Genomic DNA, 15,571 nt, shown 5'->3' on the forward strand with positions numbered 1-15,571 from the left:
TTGATAGCAATAGGCAGCGCTCCATACCTTGGATTGCCGCGAGCAGAGTATTGCTCAAGTCAGGCTGTTCGTCGCGTGGTGGTGTTGTCTGAGCCGGTTTTTTTTAACCAACCTGTGCCAGGTCCCGCAAATAGTCGCCAAAACCGCCGCGGGCCCGGCTGTCCAGTCGGGCACTGGTGAGCACTTGCGGACGATGACTCCACGCGATGTTCGCGCCACAGCGTTCGAGTTGCCGCACCAGTTGCACATCTTCATCGCAGGCCAGCGGTTCGAAACCACCGGCGCGCCGGTAGGCGTCGGCACTGATGCCCAGGTTCGCGCCGTGAATGTGCCGATGGCCGTCGCGGGCCTGATAATGCTGGTGATAGCGAATCTGTGCCGACTCATCGATCGACTCGTGCCATTCGTCCACCGTGACCGTGCCGCACACGGCATCGACGTCGAGGGCCAACTGCGCCACCAGCCAATCCTGCGCCACACGGCTGTCAGCGTCGGAACAGGAAATCCAGCGCGCCCCGCGATCCAGCAGAAACCGCGCCCCGGCGGCGCGGGCCTGACCGACGTTACGCGCCTCGATCACCAGGCTGTGCACCGGGTAAGCACTGACGATCTCCAGGGAGCGGTCGGTGCAACTGTCAAGCACCACCAGCACCTCGACGGTTTCACCGCCCAGCAGCTCATGTTTCGCGGCGAGCAGGGCCGCTTCAAGGCAGTCTTCGAGCAAGTCTTCTTCGTTGTGCGCGGGGATCAGAATGCCAATCATCGCAAACCCTCCAGAGCCGCCACGGAGCGGGGTTCACGACTCCAGAGTTCCAGCAGGAAATCCGCTTCCTGATGCAGGACCAGGCGCGGCAGATGCAAATGTTCGTGCAGCAAGTCATGGACTTGCCGGGCATTCAGCGGGCAACCGTCGATGGGCGGGCGCCAGTGGCAGGCCAGCAGTTGGCCGTCGGCGGTCAGCGACTCTGCGGCCTGTTCGATCAGGCGTTTCAGGTCGTCGGCGTCGAGGTAATAGCCGATCTCGCTAAGCACGATCAGATCGAATTTTTCGTCCGGCCAATCCGCGGGCAAGCGAAGGTGACGGACTTCGGCGTGGTCGAACGGGCCGAGTCGGGTGCGGGCCAGCGTCACGGCTGCGGGGGCGGTGTCGCAACACAAAAGACGATCACAACGACTGGCCAGCTCAAAGCTCAGTTCGCCGTTGGCACAGCCGGGCTCGAAGATCGCTCGGTAGTGTGGGCGGGGCAGTGCGGCGAGGGTGATTGCGCGTTTGCGTTGTTCATACCAGCGCTGACGAAAGGACCAAGGATCGTCGTTGCCGGCAAACAAACCGTCGAAGTAGCGATCCTCCACGCTCATAAAAACACCACCTCGAACGGTTGCAACAGTCGTTCCAGCACATAAGGCGCCAGCACTGGCGGCAGGCCGATTTTCGGGTCACCTTCCAACTGGCTGGCAAAGGCGTGGATCGCATGGCGTTTGCGCGCGACCAAATGCGGCGCCAGCAGGACCTTCCGCGCCCGGTACCATGGCACGAAACTGTCTTCGGGCGTTGCCCAGTGCCAAGTCCACACGGGCAATTCGTGCACGGTCGCACCCGCACGTTTCGCCGCTTCGGCGCTGGCCCGGCCGACGGCTTCGTGATCACAATGACCGTCTTCGCGCCACGTGGTGAACACCACGTCGTTGGGGCGCAAATGACGTTCGATGAATTCGCTCAATTCGTGTTCTCGAGCGGCGACCTGGCTGTCCTTGAAACCGCCGCGCAGCCATTTCAGGCTGTGCAGTGGCAGCCCAAGACGGCGCAAGGCTTCGACCGACTCCTGAGGCCGCACCGCGCTCAGGCGCTCCACCGGCCAACGCTCGGACCCCGGATGACTGGCGCTGCCGTCAGTGACCGAGATCAATTGCAAGGGCCGGCCAGCGGCAGCGAGTAATTGCAGGAATCCGCCGCAGCCCAACACTTCGTCATCCGGGTGCGGGGCGATGATCACCGCGCGGGCGCCTTCCGGCACCAGGCTCAGGATATCGATGACGGGCAACTGCGCCAGGTGGCTGGAGGTCTGCCACCGATGAAGTGGCGTGCCTTGGCCGACGATAGGGTTGGTTTTCATAACGTCCATGTTCCGCTGATGACGGTCTGACCGAGGGCGGCGAGGTCCCGCTCGGCGTGGCTTTGACGCAGGAATACCGGCAGGTCGGCGATCAATCGGGCGAACTGCCGATCCTTGCAATAGGGGCCCGCCCCGAGAGCGTGGCCGACGTGCAACAGGACTTGTTCAGCAGCGTGTTCCATCACTGCCCGGGCGCGCCGGGCCAGCACTTCGGCGTCGTCCAGCGGCGCGGCGTCGATCATCAGTGCGCTGACCCGCAACACTTCGGCAGCCGCATGCAACGCACTGTCGACGGCGCCCAGATGGGCGAGGGCGTGGGGTTCATCATGTTGAGCGCAGTGCGTGCGCAGGCGTTCGGCGATGCTCTGTGCCGCGCCGTACCAGCAGGCGGCAATGCCGATGCCGCCTTGCCAGAAACCGGGGCGATTCAGGTAGTCTCCCCGGTAGCCGATGGCTTGTGCTTCGGCGCCTTCGAACAGCACCTCGACGCTGCCGGTGGCGCCCATGCCGACCGCTTGCCAGCCCTGATCGGTGATGGTCACGCCGGGTTGATCCAGCGCCACCGCGACCAGTTGCTGGCAGTCCTGATGATCCCAGGCCGTGAGCAACGCATGACTCAACACCGCCGCGCCCGAGCACCAGGCCTTGCGCCCGTTCAGCACGACCATATGGCCCTGCGGACGGACGCGCACCCGCGCCTGTGGTGGTTCGGCCGCCCACATGCCCCACGTGCTGCCGGGGGTTGGCGAGCCACCGAGTTGCTGGATGATCGCCAGCGCGTCGGTATGCCCTTCGTACAATTTGCACAACCCGAGGTCATGAGCACCGACCTCGGCCAGGCGTTGGAACCGCTCCAGCGTCTGGCCACTGCCCGGCAGCGGAAGCTGATCAAGACCGGCCTCCACCAGCGCCCGCAGGCACCGGCCTAGCGCCTGAGTATCGGCGTAGTCCGCTGGCTGGCGATCGAGAAACGCTTGGAGGTCCATTTCACTCATCTTCCTCATGCTGCAATTCGAACAGCAGCAGCGAACGACCGGTGACGGAATATTCGACACCGAACTCGAAGCGTTCCTGCCCGCGAATCGACGGTTGATTGGTGTCGATCATGCACGTCCAGTGACCGCCGTCCGGCACTTCCGGCAAGGTGAAATTGACGATGTCGTGGTGCGCGTTGACCACCAGCAACAAGGTCGCGTCACCGCCCTTGCGGCGGATACCGGTTTCCTGGGCACGGCCATCCATCAGCATGCCGAGGCAGCGGCCGTGGGCTTCTTCCCATTGTTCGATGGACATTTCACTGCCATCCGGGGCGAGCCAGGTCACGTCCTTGACGCCGATGTCTTCGTTGTAATTGCCCACCAGGAAGCGTCCGCGACGCAGGATCGGATAAGCCAGGCGCAACTTGATCAGGCGTTTGACGAACTTGAGCAGGGCCTTGCCGTCTTCGCTCAGGTCCCAATTGACCCAGCCGATCTCGCTGTCCTGGCAGTAGGCGTTGTTATTGCCATTTTGTGTCCGGGCGAATTCGTCGCCGGCCACCAGCATCGGCGTGCCTTGGGACAGCAGCAGCGTGGCGAAGAAATTGCGCATTTGTCGCAGACGCAGTTCGTTGATTTCCGGGTCGTCGGTCGGGCCTTCGACGCCATGGTTCCAGGACAGGTTGTTGTTGCTGCCGTCCTGATTGTTCTCGTCGTTGGCTTCGTTGTGCTTGTCGTTGTACGACACCAGGTCATTGAGGGTGAAACCGTCATGCGCCGTGATGAAGTTCAACGAGGCGTAGGGGCGCCGGCCGCGCTGGTTGAACATTTCGCCGGACGCGGTCATGCGGCTGGCGAAGTCCGCGAGTTGGCCGTCATCGCCTTTCCAGAACGCGCGCACGGTGTCGCGGAACTTGTCGTTCCACTCGACCCAGCCCGGCGGGAAACCACCGACCTGATAACCACCAGGGCCGCAATCCCACGGCTCGGCGATCATTTTTACCTGACGCAGCACCGGGTCCTGACGACAGGCGACGAGGAAGCTGTGACGTTCGTCGAAGCCTTCGTGATAGCGGCCGAGAATGGTTGCCAGGTCAAAGCGGAAACCGTCCACGTGCATTTCCGTGGCCCAGTAACGCAGGGAATCGGTGACCATTTGCAGCACGCACGGGTGACTCAGGTCGAGGGTGTTGCCGGTGCCGGAATCGTTGATGTAGTAGCGCTTGTCATCGGGCATCAAGCGGTAATACGAGGCGTTGTCGATGCCGCGCATGGACAGGGTCGGGCCTTGTTCGTTGCCCTCGGCGGTGTGGTTGTAGACCACGTCGAGGATCACTTCCAGATTAGCCTCGTGCAGGTGCGCGACCATCTCCTTGAACTCGGCGATCTTGCCGCTGGCCAGGTAACGCGGGTCCGGGGCGAAGAAGGCGATGCTGTTGTAGCCCCAGTAATTGGTCATGCCTTTGTGCAGCAGATGCTGGTCGTTGACGAAGGCGTGGATCGGCAGCAACTCAACTGACGACACCCCGAGCTTGCGAATGTGTTCCAGCACGTCATCGACCATCAACCCGGCGCAGGTGCCACGCACGTTCTCGGGGACGGAGGGGTGACGCATGCTGATGCCGCGCAGGTGGGTTTCATAAATGATCGTCTTGTCCCACGGGATGCTGACCCGTTGATCATTGCCCCAGGTGTGAGCCGGGTCGATGACTTTGCACTTGGGCACGAACGGCGCACTGTCGCGCTCATCGAAACTCAGGTCAGCGTCCGGGTGGCCGATGGTGTAGCCGAACAGCGCTTCGGACCATTTCAGCTGGCCGACCAATTGCTTGGCGTAGGGGTCGATCAGCAATTTGTTGTGGTTGAAGCGATGGCCGTTGGCCGGGTCGTACGCACCATAGACACGGTAGCCGTAGATCAGCCCCGGATGGGCGTCGGGCAAATAACCGTGGTAGATCTCATCGGTGTATTCGGGCAGTTCGATGCGCTCCAGTTCCACCTCGCCGGCATCATCGAAAATGCACAGTTCGACCTTGGTGGCATTGGCGGAAAACAAGGCAAAGTTGACCCCCAGACCATCCCAGGTCGCACCCAGCGGGAAGGGCAAGCCTTCACGGATTCGCGAGGCCTCGGCGTGAGGTTCTGGCGCGGCATTCTTTGGATTGGTCATACATGCTCCTGCAAAAAGGGGGGATTCTTTGTAGGAGCGAGGCTTGCCCGCGAAGGCGGTGTTTCAGTCACATTTGAATCGACTGACATGCCGCCTTCGCGGGCAAGCCTCGCTCCTACAGGTTTTTCGTGGGCGAGCGAGCCCACAGTGGCCAGCGGGCTGGCCACGAGGTCAATCAGAACAGGTTTGGGAAGCGTCAGACCGCAGGCGGTTTTCGCGCTGCTTTAGGCTTCTTCTCTGCAGCTTTTTCGCCAGGCGGAATCACCTTCGACGCCGCGGCAGGCTTGGCCTTGGCTTTCGGTTCCGGGACCTTGCCATTGGCGGCTTTGGCCGCAGCAGGCTTGGCAGCCGGTTTGCTGCCGGTGGCTTTCGGCGATTTTTTGGGGGCCAGGGCTTCGGCTTCAGCCAGTTTGCGAGCCATCTCCCAGTGCCGGGCTTCCTGGCCTTCGGGCTTGCCTTCCGATTCCCAGATTTGATAGGCAAATTCGCGAACGCGTTTATCGTCGGTACTCATCGCAATACTCCTGAACTGAACTCAAGCTTGGGTAAACGTTTGAATAAAGAGATTGACCGGGAAATCCCCCAGCGCGGCGCTGATGTTCAGCTCCCTGTGGTGTGTGACTGCCGAGCTCGAAAAAAGTCCCTTCAGATTTTCCTCGGGGGCGGTGAACGGTAATTTCACCCGCGTATCGCCCCAGCGCAGCGCATCCACCAAGGGGGCGGCACTGTTTCCCAGCAGTGGGGCGCAACGGATCGGTACGATCACGAGGGCCCGTTTTCCTTCATGTTCGCGACAAAACGCCAGCACTCGGTGAGCCTGACTGCCGAGGACTTCGAGGGCGTGATACGTCCCTCGCCGAAACAGCTCGGCATGCTCGGCACGCAGGTTCAACACCTGCTTGATCAGGGTCTGCTTGATGCGCCCGTCACGCCAGTTGGCCAGCAGGTCGGGCAGGTTCAACGGCTCCTGCATCGCCTGTTGGCGGTTGACGTAATCCACTGGCCGGCGGTTGTCCGGATCGACCAGCGAGAAGTCCCAGTATTCGTTGCCCTGGTACAGGTCCGGGATCCCCGGTACGGTCATGCGCAGCAAGGTTTGCGCCAAACCGTTGATTGCGCCGGGCGCGGTAATCGTTTGAACCGCTTTGCCGAGGGCCGCGCGTAACAGCTCACCCTCGGGGCTCAGCAGCAGACGCTCGATAAAGAGCTGCATGGCTTTTTCATAAGGCTCGTTCGCCGCGCTCCAACTGCTTTGCAGCTTGGCTTCACGCAAGGCTTTCTGCTGCCATTGCCATAGGCGTTTAGCGTAGTCCTCCAGCGCGGGCTGATCGTCACTGCGCAGGTCCAGCGGCCAACTGCCGAGGATCGCCTGATAGAGGATCAACTCATCGCCCGCCGAGGGCATCTGATCGTCGTCACGCAAGGGCCGGGCGAGTGTTCGCCAGAGCGGAACCTGCTCGGCGTACCAGGCGCTGCGTTCACTCAACACCGCCAACCGCGCGCGAGTGTCTTCGCCGCGTTTGTGGTCGTGAGTGGCGGTGGCCAGCAGGTTGTCCGGAAACTGTTCCAGGCGGTTGATGCAGACGGCATGGAAGTCAGACACCGGCGCACTGAACTGCTCGGTGCTGAAGCCCACGTCATTGCGCGACAGCAGCACCGCCGAGCGATAGAACGCAGTGTCTTCCACCGCTTTGGCGGCCGCCGGAGACGTCAGTTGCTGGAACCGCACGCAAGCGTGCTTGAGGATCTTGCGCGGGCGTCCCACCGGGCGTTTGCGCCACGGCTCACCGCCCAGCCAACCGGCCAGACAATCCAGCACCGGCCAGTCGGCCTCGCTGAGGGTTTGCCGTGCCCCGTCCATGGCTTGCTGGAAAAACACGTCGTCTTCGGCAGAACGGCCACGCGGGCTGATGTAAGTGCGGTACACCGGGAAGTGCACGATCAGTTCCTGCAACGCCCGACGGATCGCGCCAAGGGTCAGGTCGCGGGTCATCAGGTCGTCCCGGGCCACTTGCAGCAGCGCCTGGGCGACACTTTCGAAGTCACCGGCCAACGAACCGTTGAGAATCTGCTGGCGCGCCAGTTGCGCTTCCTGGCGGAAGTCGGCGGGCCGCTCGCTGTAGCGATTCCACAGCTCACCCAGGGTTTTTCCACCGTCGGGATCGTGCTGCAGCAACGACAGCTGGTTCATGAATTCATAACCGGTGGTGCCGTCCACCGACCAGTCGCGGTGCAGGGTTTCGCCTTCACCGAGGATCTTCTCGACGTAGATCGGCAAGTGCCGGTCGGGCGACAGCGTATCGACCCGACGCCGCAGTTTGCGGCAATAACCGCGTGGGTCGGCGAGGCCGTCGATGTGGTCGATGCGCAGCCCGTCGACCAGGCCTTCAGCTACCAGTTCGAAGATCTTCGCGTGGGTCGCTTCGAACACGGCCGGGCGTTCGACGCGCAAACCACCCAGTTCGTTGATATCGAAAAACCGCCGCCAGTTGATGTCATCCGCCGCGGTGCGCCAACTGGCCAGGCGATAACTCTGGCGTTCGAGCAGGTGATGCAGGCGTTGGAAACCCTCGGGTGTCAGGGAATCGTAGGCTTTAAGATTCTGCTGGATGCATTGCAGGAGTGCAGGGTCGCTGGCCAGTTCACGTAACTCTGCCTTCAGCGGTTGCGCCAGGCTGTGAGCATCGGTCTGGTAGCTCAATGCACTGAAGCGGTCGGCGAGAAACCTGAGCGGTTCGTCGTCGGTTCGCAGCAACTCACCGTAGCTCGACGGGCAGATCGGGAAATGATGCTCGTAGTGCTCGACATAAAACGCGCCGCGCTCTGCATCGAAACGCAAGGGCAGGGTGCCGTCCTGCAGGGCGACACCGTAATCGCTGCCGAGGAATGGCAGCAGCAACTGGCCCTCCATCAACGGATCGGGCGAGTGCCATTGAATGTCGAAGAACTCGCCGTAAGGGCTCAGGCGTCCCCATTCCAGCAAGTCCAGCCACCACGGGTTATCACTGCCACCGACGGCCATGTGGTTGGAGACGATGTCGAGGATCAGCCCCATCTTGTGCTCGCGCAGGGCCGCGACCAAACGGCGCAAGGCGGCTTCACCACCCAGCTCGGGGTTGACCGTGGTCGGGTCCACCACGTCGTAGCCATGCATGGAGCCGGAGCGGGCGGCGAGCAGTGGCGAGGCATAAACGTGGCTGATGCCCAGGCTGGCAAAGTACGGCACCAGCGGCACCGCTTGATCCAGGGTGAAGCCTTTATGAAATTGCAGGCGCAGGGTCGCGCGCAGCGGTTGGATTAACGGATGAGTCATTGGTCACGCTCGCCAGCCTGAAGTCGCGCGCAGGCGAGCAATTCCAGGCGTCGGGCGGCGTCCGGATCATCGAGCAGCGCTTCGCTGCCACCGGGCAAGCGCCGCGACCAGTTGGGGTGCGTGTCGATGGTGCCCGGCAAGTTGGCCTGCTGTTCAATGCCCAGGGCATCTTCCAGCGGCAGCAACACCAGCGGCGCCTTGGTATGACCGAGGAAACGAACCGCGGCATCCAGCACCTGGTCGGTTTCATGGGACTCTTCGCGAAAGTTCTGCGGGTCCTCGCTCAACACGCGGCGCAGGCCTTCGCGCTCGCGTTCACGGTGCTGGCGCCATTCGATTTCACCCGTGGCATCGACCAGGCCCAGTCGGGCATTCCAGTCGATATCGCGGCCATGCCACCAGCCATTGAGCGTCGGCAAGTCATGGGTGCTGGTGGTCGCGAGGGCGTTGTCCGGCCAGTCGAGAATCGATTTGAAGTGCGCGTTGTCCTGTTCGAACAACAACACCCGCATGCCGAGGATCGAACGGGCGATGAGTTTTTCCCGCAGGCCATCCGCCACGGTCCCGAGGTCTTCGCCCAGGACGATCGCCTGATGACGATGGGATTCAAGGCTGAGCAAGCGCAGCAGGTCGTCCACCGGGTAATACAGATAGGCGCCGTCAGCGGGCGGCGAATCATTGGGGATCACCCACAGCCGTTGCAGGCCCATCACGTGGTCAATGCGCAATCCGCCGGCGTGGGCGAAGTTGGCCCGCAGCATTTCGATGAACGCGCGAAAGCCGTTGCGCACCAGGCCTTCTGGGGAGAAAGCAGAAATGCCCCAGCCCTGGCCGGTACGGTTAAGAATGTCCGGCGGCGCGCCCACCGTCAGTGAGGCGAGTAATTCGTCCTGGCGACTCCAGGCCTGACTGCCACCGCCGTCGGCGCCCACGGCCAGGTCCGCGATCAGGCCGATGCTCATCCCCGCGCTGCGGGCGGCGGTTTGCGCGCGCTCCAGGCAGCGGGTGATCAACCACTGGCTGAACGCGAAGAAGCCAATGCGCCCGGCGTTCTCTTCGGCAAATTCGGCAAGGGCGGCACTGCGCGGGTCGCGCCATTGTTCCGGCCACTCGCGCCAGTCGAGGGTTTCACCCTTGGCAGCGCGGGTTTCTTGAATGGCCTCGAAACGGCAATGATTTTCCAGGGCTTCGCCGGCAGCATGGCGGAAGCTGCTGAAGTCGGCATGCAACGGGTGTTCGCCCTGGACGAAGCCTTCGTACAAGGCTTGCAGCAAACGATGCTTGGCTTCGGCGGCCACGGGCCAGTTAATCAGCGGCTGTTCTTCCAGCTGTTGCAGTTCAGCGGCCAGGCCGGTGGCGTCAATCGCGGCCCGCCATGCACGCTCGCCGAGGATTGCACCCGGCGCGGCATAGAGGCTGTTGAGAAACAAACGGCTGGACGGTGAATACGGGCTGTAGCGCTGGGTGTCGCTGCCGAACATTGCATGCAGCGGACTGATCGCCAAGGCCTCGGCGCCGCGTTCGCCGGCCACTCGGGCGAGGTCTTCCAGCGCCTGGGTATCGCCGAATCCGCAATCGCCAGGTCGACGCAGCGAATACAGCTGCACGCTCAGGCCCCAGGTACGCGGAATCGGACTGTCCACGGCATCGCCGACGCTGTAGCAACGGGTCGGTGCCACGGCCAGGGTAAAAGATTGCCCGTCGATGCTGACGTGTTGATACCCGACCGGAACCAGACCCGGCAGCATCGCCTCGGTATCCAGTTTCAGGTTGAGCCGTGAGCCATCTTCAAGGTGGATCTCACACGGCGTTTCGGGTTCAAAGAAATGCGCCAGATCGAGGCTGACGCCGAAATCGGCTGTGATCAGCGGCGGCAGATGCCGGGTCTGTTGCACCTCCTGCAATTGCAGGAGGCTGGCGTCGATTTCCTGTGCGGTGCTGGCCGGGTGGCCGAGTCCGATCAGGACGTTACGCAATACCGATGGAGCGACTTTCTGCGGGCGGCCGTTGGCGTCGATCCAGTCGACTGCCAAACCGGCACGGCTGGCCAGTATTTCCAGTTGCGCATCACTCATTGGCGCTCTCCATCCGGGGGTAGCAAGGGGGCTGCGGCCATGAGGCTGACTAGCGCGCAATACGGGGCAAGGGTGCCCTGTTCCAACAGGCCGGCGGACTGAGGTGGAGTTTCGAACAACAACCTGGCGTCGGCCTGTGGGGAGTGGACCACTGGCGTGTCGCTGAGGTTCAGGTCAATGCGCAGCTGTCGGCCATTACCCAGTAGCCAGCGCGCCGTCACCGCACCTTCGGCCAGCACCTCGGCCCCCAGGGCCTGAGCCCCCGGCAGATGCGGGATGATGTGGTCATGACGAATCCGCAACAGCTGGTGATACAGGTCCTGCATGGCCGATTGCCGGGTGGCGGTCAGTTTCGGCCGCGACGCTTCAAAGGTCTGTTGCGCGTTCGGATCGGGGATCTGTTCGCGTTTATGAGGATCAGTAAAGGCGCTGAAGGCTGCAAATTCATTACGTCGTCCTTCACGAACCAGTTCCGCCAGTTCACCGTGGTGGCTGGTAAAGAACAGGAACGGTTCCTCGGCCGCGAATTCATCGCCCATGAACATCAGCGGAATCATCGGTGACAGCAACAACAGCGCGGTAGCGGCTTTCAAGGCGTCGAGGTCGGTCAGTTGATGCAGCCGCTCGCCGAAGGCACGATTGCCGATCTGGTCATGGTTCTGCAAGAACAGCACAAACGCGCTGGGCGGCAAGTGACCACTGGGCTCGCCCCGGGTTGTACCGTGTCGGGTCACGTGGCCCTGAAACACGAAGCCCTGACTCAGGCAGCGCGCCAATTGTTCGGTGGGTTTGTCGGCATAGTCGGCGTAATAGGCGTCGGTTTCACCGGTCAGCAACACGTGCAACGCGTTGTGCCCGTCATCGTTCCACTGCGCGTCGAAGCCTTCTTCCAACAGGCTGGCCTGGTTGTGTTCGTTCTCGACCGTCAGCCACACATGCCGCGCCGGATCGGTCTGTTGCCGGACCCGTTGCGCCAGTTCCTGGAGAAAGTCCGGGCTCTCGATGGCGTGCACCGCATCCAGGCGCAAGCCATCGAAGCGGTATTCCAGCAACCACATCAGCGCGTTGTCGATGAAGAAGTCCCGCACCTCGCGCCGCCGGAAGTCGATGGCTGCGCCCCAAGGCGTGTGCTTGTCTTCGCGAAAGAAGCCCTTGGCGTAGTGATGCAAGTAATTGCCGTCCGGGCCGAAGTGGTTGTAGACCACGTCGAGAATCACCGCCAGACCATGGCCGTGGGCGGTGTCGATCAGGTGTTTGAGTTGTTCGGGAGTGCCGTAGGAGGCTTGGGGCGCGTAGGGCAGAACCCCGTCGTAGCCCCAGTTGCGGTCGCCGGGGAACTGCGCCAGCGGCATCAGTTCGATCGCGGTGATGCCCAAGTCGACCAGCCGCGCCAAATGCTGCTCGACCTCACTGAAGCCGCCAAGTGCACCGACGTGCAATTCATAGATCACGGCCTCATTCCAGGGCCGACCGGTCCAGGCGCTGTTTTGCCATTGATAGGCGAGGGGATCGACCACCACGCTGTGGTCGCCGATATCGCCGGCCTGCGCCCGGGAGGCCGGGTCCGGCACCTCCAGTTCGCCATCAATGTTGTAACGGTAACGCGTACCCGCCGGGCAGCGGGTCTTGATCACGAACCAGCCATCAGCCTGAGGCAGTAGCGGCAAGGATTGTCCATCTTCCAGTTCGACACTGACGTAAAACGCATCTGGCGCCCACAAGGCAAAACGCGTGTGTTCTGCGTCCAGCATGATTGCGCCGTGGGGCCAGGTCTCAAGGGTCCGTAACGGCATCGGTGAAAACCTCTTTTTTACTGCCTGCCCGATTTACCCAGGGCTTTGGCGACAAGTTGTTCGTAGAGTTCGGCGTAGGGTTCTACCGCCTTGCACCAGTTGAAAGGTGCGGCCATGGCGCGGCACCGCATGGCGTTGAGCAGGCCGGGGAAGGCAAACACCTTGAACGCGCGGCTCAGGGCTTCCTGGTAGCTTTCGACGGTGGATTCGTCGAACAGGAAACCGGTCACGCCGTTTTCAATGGTGTCGGCCAAGCCGCCGGTGTTGCGCGCCACCGGCAGCGAACCGAAGCGCTGGGCATACATCTGGCTCAGGCCGCAAGGCTCGTAACGCGACGGCATCAGCAGGAAATCGCTGCCGGCGAACATGCGACGGGCGTCGGTTTCATTGAAGCCAATGCGCACGCCGATTTGCCCGGGGAAGCGCAGGGCCAGTTCACGCATGGCTTGTTCTTCTTCCGGCTCGCCTCGACCGATGATTGCGATCTGGCCACCGTTTTCGACGATGTATTCGGAGACCGCTTCGGTCAGGTCCAGGCCTTTTTGATAGACCAGGCGTGAGACCACCGCAAACAGCGGGCCTTCGGAGTCTTCCAGGCCGAACAGCTCACGGACATGGGCGGCGTTGACCGCTTTGCCATCCCAGTCGCCGATGCTGAACGGGCAGAACAAATGCGGATCGGTGGCGGCGTCCCAGCTTTCATCAATACCGTTGGGAATACCGCTGAGCAGACCTTGCTGGGTCTTGGCGGCGAGAAAGCCGTCGAGACCGCAGCCGAAGGCCGGCGTGGTGATTTCCTGGGCGTAGGTGGCGCTGACGGTGGTGATGTGGCTCGAATAGGCCATGCCAGCCTTGAGGAACGACATCTTGCCGTAGAACTCCATGCCTTCCTGTTGCAAGGCATGGTTGGGAATGCCGAGTTCCGGGCACGAACCCAGGCTGGTGACACCTTGATAGGCCAGGTTGTGAATGGTGAACAGCGTCGGGGTGCGCTGTCCACGCCAGTGCATGTAGGCAGGCGCCAGGCCGGCGGGCCAGTCATGAGCATGCACCAGATCCGGGCACCAGTGGATTTGTGCAAGATTGGCGGCAATATCGGCGGCGGCAAGGCCCAGGCGGGCGAAACGAATGTGGTTGTCCGGCCAGTCGCGGCCGTTGTTGGCGCCGTAAGGCGAACCTTCGCGCTCGTAGAGCTCGGGGCAGATCAACACGTAAATGACCAGACCGTCCGGCATGTCCATGCGTCCGATCTTGCAGGGCGGCAGTGCGGCATGCCCACCGAGTTCACCGATGATGTGAATCGGGTTTTCGCTGTTCAGCACTTGCGGATAACCGGGGATCAGCACCCGCACATCGTGCAGCAGCGCCATCGCACGGGGCAGGGCTGCGGACACGTCACCCAAACCGCCGGTCTTGACCAGATCGGCAATTTCGGAGGTGACGAACAACACCTTCTTTCTATTCGGGTTCTGACTGGCAGCCGGTGTCAGCGTCTTGGTGCCCGGTACGCTGATCGATTGGGCGCTCGGAGCATTCACGGCGCTCGATTCGCCGACCTGCTGATGAGCACGCTCTCCCTGAATATCTAAAGCCGCACTAATCATATGAATCTCCCGTGTTGTTGATCTAATTCCAGGTCCGGCACAAACGGTGTTCGTGGCCAAATCCTGTGGCCGGGCGCAAATGCGCTTCGCATCGGTGAGCAATGCTGCCCCATGCGCTAATGCAGAAAGGGTGGAGGGGCCTTTGCAAGGAATGCACCAGTCGCTGTGGCCCTACCTTTAACCTGACCCCCGGTCAGGACCAAAAGTTTCGAGTTTCTTACCGCCAGATGACTGACCGGTTTTACCTCGCGAAAATGAGTCTAGGCCAGATCCTAGAGCGGGGCAGGTCAAGTGGCGAAATTGTTCGACAATCGCTGGAAAGAGGGTAAAGGCACAGCGCCTGTAGGGGGAAACGCACCGACGAAGGGCAGGTTTATTTTTCAGAGTGGGTCAAAACGGGACTGGCCAGTCAGGGAAGTGGGCGTGGTTTGGAGCCAAATGCACCATTGCGGTGCGAGGTGTGTGGGGGCTGAGGGCCCCATCGCGAGCAGGCTCACTCCTACAGGGATTGCGTAAATTCTGTGGGAGCGGGCTTGCCCGCGATGAACGATAACTCGGTTTCAGCTGAGCAAACGAATCGGCTCGCCCGCCGACCACGCCTGAATATCCTCGATCATCTGTGAAAAGAACTGATGGTAGTTCTGCTGGCTGACATACCCGACATGCGGCGTCGCCAACACATTGTCCAGCGTTCTGAACGGATGGTTCATCGGCAAAGGCTCCACGTCGAACACATCCAGCGCAGCCCCCGCCAGCCGATTCTTCTGCAACGCCTTGATCAGCGCTGTCTCATCGACAATCGGCCCGCGGGCGGTGTTGACCAGCAGCGCCGAAGGTTTCATCCAGGCCAGCGCCTGGGCGTCGACCAGTCCCCGGCTGCGGTCGCTGAGCACCAAGTGAACCGACAGCACGTCGGCCTGTTCGAACAGCTCTTGCTTGCTGACATAGGTCACGCCCGCTTCGGTGGCGCGTTCGGCCGTGAGGTTTTCGCTCCACGCGATCACCCGCATCCCGAACACCTGACCGAACTGCGCGACACGTTTGCCAATGCTGCCAAGGCCGAGGATCGCCAGCGTCTTGCCGTACAAATCGCCGCCCAGGCCTTGCTGCCATTTCCCGGCGCGCAGGGCATTGGCTTCGACCACGAGGTTGCGGGTTGCGGCCATGATCAGCGCCCAGGTCAGTTCCGGAGCGGCGTGTTTGTAGCTGTCGGTGCCACTGACCTGGATGCCCAGTGCTGCGGCGGCCTTGAGGTCCAGCGCGGCATTGCGCATGCCGCCGGTGACCAGCAGTTTGAGTTTTGGTAACTGACGCAGCAGGTCTTCATCGAACCGGGTGCGTTCGCGCATCACACAGATCACCTCGAACTTGCCCAGACGCTCAGCCAGTGTTGCGTTATCGGCAGGGTAGTCGTGGATAAAACTCACCTCGCCGAGGCTCTCCAGCACCGACCAGTCGACCACATCACGGGCCACGTCCTGCCAATCATCGATCACCGCAATCTGCACAGCCATCAGCCTTACCT

11 protein-coding genes are annotated in these 15,571 nt (G+C 62.0%); all 11 read right to left on the reverse strand.

What is annotated here, in order from left to right; all coding sequences use genetic code 11:
• Positions 1-103 precede the first annotated feature (103 nt).
• The gene (locus ACA060_RS13410) at positions 104-763 is read right to left on the reverse strand and encodes a glycosyltransferase family 2 protein (RefSeq protein WP_109630757.1); all 660 of its coding nucleotides are present in this window, start codon (positions 761-763) and stop codon (positions 104-106) included.
• The gene (locus ACA060_RS13415) at positions 760-1,359 is read right to left on the reverse strand and encodes an SAM-dependent methyltransferase (RefSeq protein ID WP_497317822.1); all 600 of its coding nucleotides are present in this window, start codon (positions 1,357-1,359) and stop codon (positions 760-762) included. The genes ACA060_RS13410 and ACA060_RS13415 overlap by 4 nt, the downstream gene beginning before the upstream one ends.
• A complete protein-coding gene (locus tag ACA060_RS13420) occupies positions 1,356-2,114 on the reverse strand; it encodes a PIG-L deacetylase family protein (protein WP_497317824.1) in 759 nt (252 codons plus the stop codon). The genes ACA060_RS13415 and ACA060_RS13420 overlap by 4 nt, the downstream gene beginning before the upstream one ends.
• Positions 2,111-3,100: an acyl-CoA dehydrogenase family protein gene (locus ACA060_RS13425; protein ID WP_497317826.1), complete on the reverse strand. Its 990-nt coding sequence runs from the start codon at positions 3,098-3,100 to the stop codon at positions 2,111-2,113. Before ACA060_RS13425 ends, ACA060_RS13420 begins: the two co-directional genes overlap by 4 nt.
• Before the next feature lies 1 nt (position 3,101).
• Positions 3,102-5,261 carry a glycogen debranching protein GlgX gene (gene glgX / locus ACA060_RS13430; RefSeq protein ID WP_497317828.1) on the reverse strand — a complete coding sequence of 720 codons (2,160 nt, stop codon included), beginning with the start codon at positions 5,259-5,261 and terminating at the stop codon, positions 3,102-3,104.
• A 196-nt stretch (positions 5,262-5,457) separates the two neighbouring features.
• Complete coding sequence (locus ACA060_RS13435; RefSeq protein ID WP_497317830.1) at positions 5,458-5,775, reverse strand: DUF2934 domain-containing protein; 318 nt, start codon at positions 5,773-5,775, stop codon at positions 5,458-5,460.
• A gap of 21 nt (positions 5,776-5,796) precedes the next feature.
• On the reverse strand, positions 5,797-8,574 hold the full coding sequence (locus ACA060_RS13440) for a malto-oligosyltrehalose synthase (protein WP_497317832.1): 2,778 nt from the start codon (positions 8,572-8,574) through the stop codon (positions 5,797-5,799).
• Positions 8,571-10,649, reverse strand: coding sequence for a 4-alpha-glucanotransferase (gene malQ / locus ACA060_RS13445; RefSeq protein WP_497317834.1), 2,079 nt, complete (start codon positions 10,647-10,649; stop codon positions 8,571-8,573). The genes ACA060_RS13440 and malQ overlap by 4 nt, the downstream gene beginning before the upstream one ends.
• Positions 10,646-12,442: a malto-oligosyltrehalose trehalohydrolase gene (gene treZ, locus ACA060_RS13450; RefSeq protein ID WP_497317836.1), complete on the reverse strand. Its 1,797-nt coding sequence runs from the start codon at positions 12,440-12,442 to the stop codon at positions 10,646-10,648. The genes malQ and treZ overlap by 4 nt, the downstream gene beginning before the upstream one ends.
• A 17-nt stretch (positions 12,443-12,459) precedes the next feature.
• Positions 12,460-14,046: a glycogen synthase GlgA gene (gene glgA, locus ACA060_RS13455; protein ID WP_109630780.1), complete on the reverse strand. Its 1,587-nt coding sequence runs from the start codon at positions 14,044-14,046 to the stop codon at positions 12,460-12,462.
• A 560-nt stretch (positions 14,047-14,606) separates the two neighbouring features.
• A complete protein-coding gene (locus tag ACA060_RS13460) occupies positions 14,607-15,560 on the reverse strand; it encodes a D-2-hydroxyacid dehydrogenase family protein (protein WP_497317838.1) in 954 nt (317 codons plus the stop codon).
• Between the last annotated feature and the right edge of the window lie 11 nt (positions 15,561-15,571).

The sequence above is a fragment of the Pseudomonas sp. LBUM1671 genome, assembly GCF_059695685.1.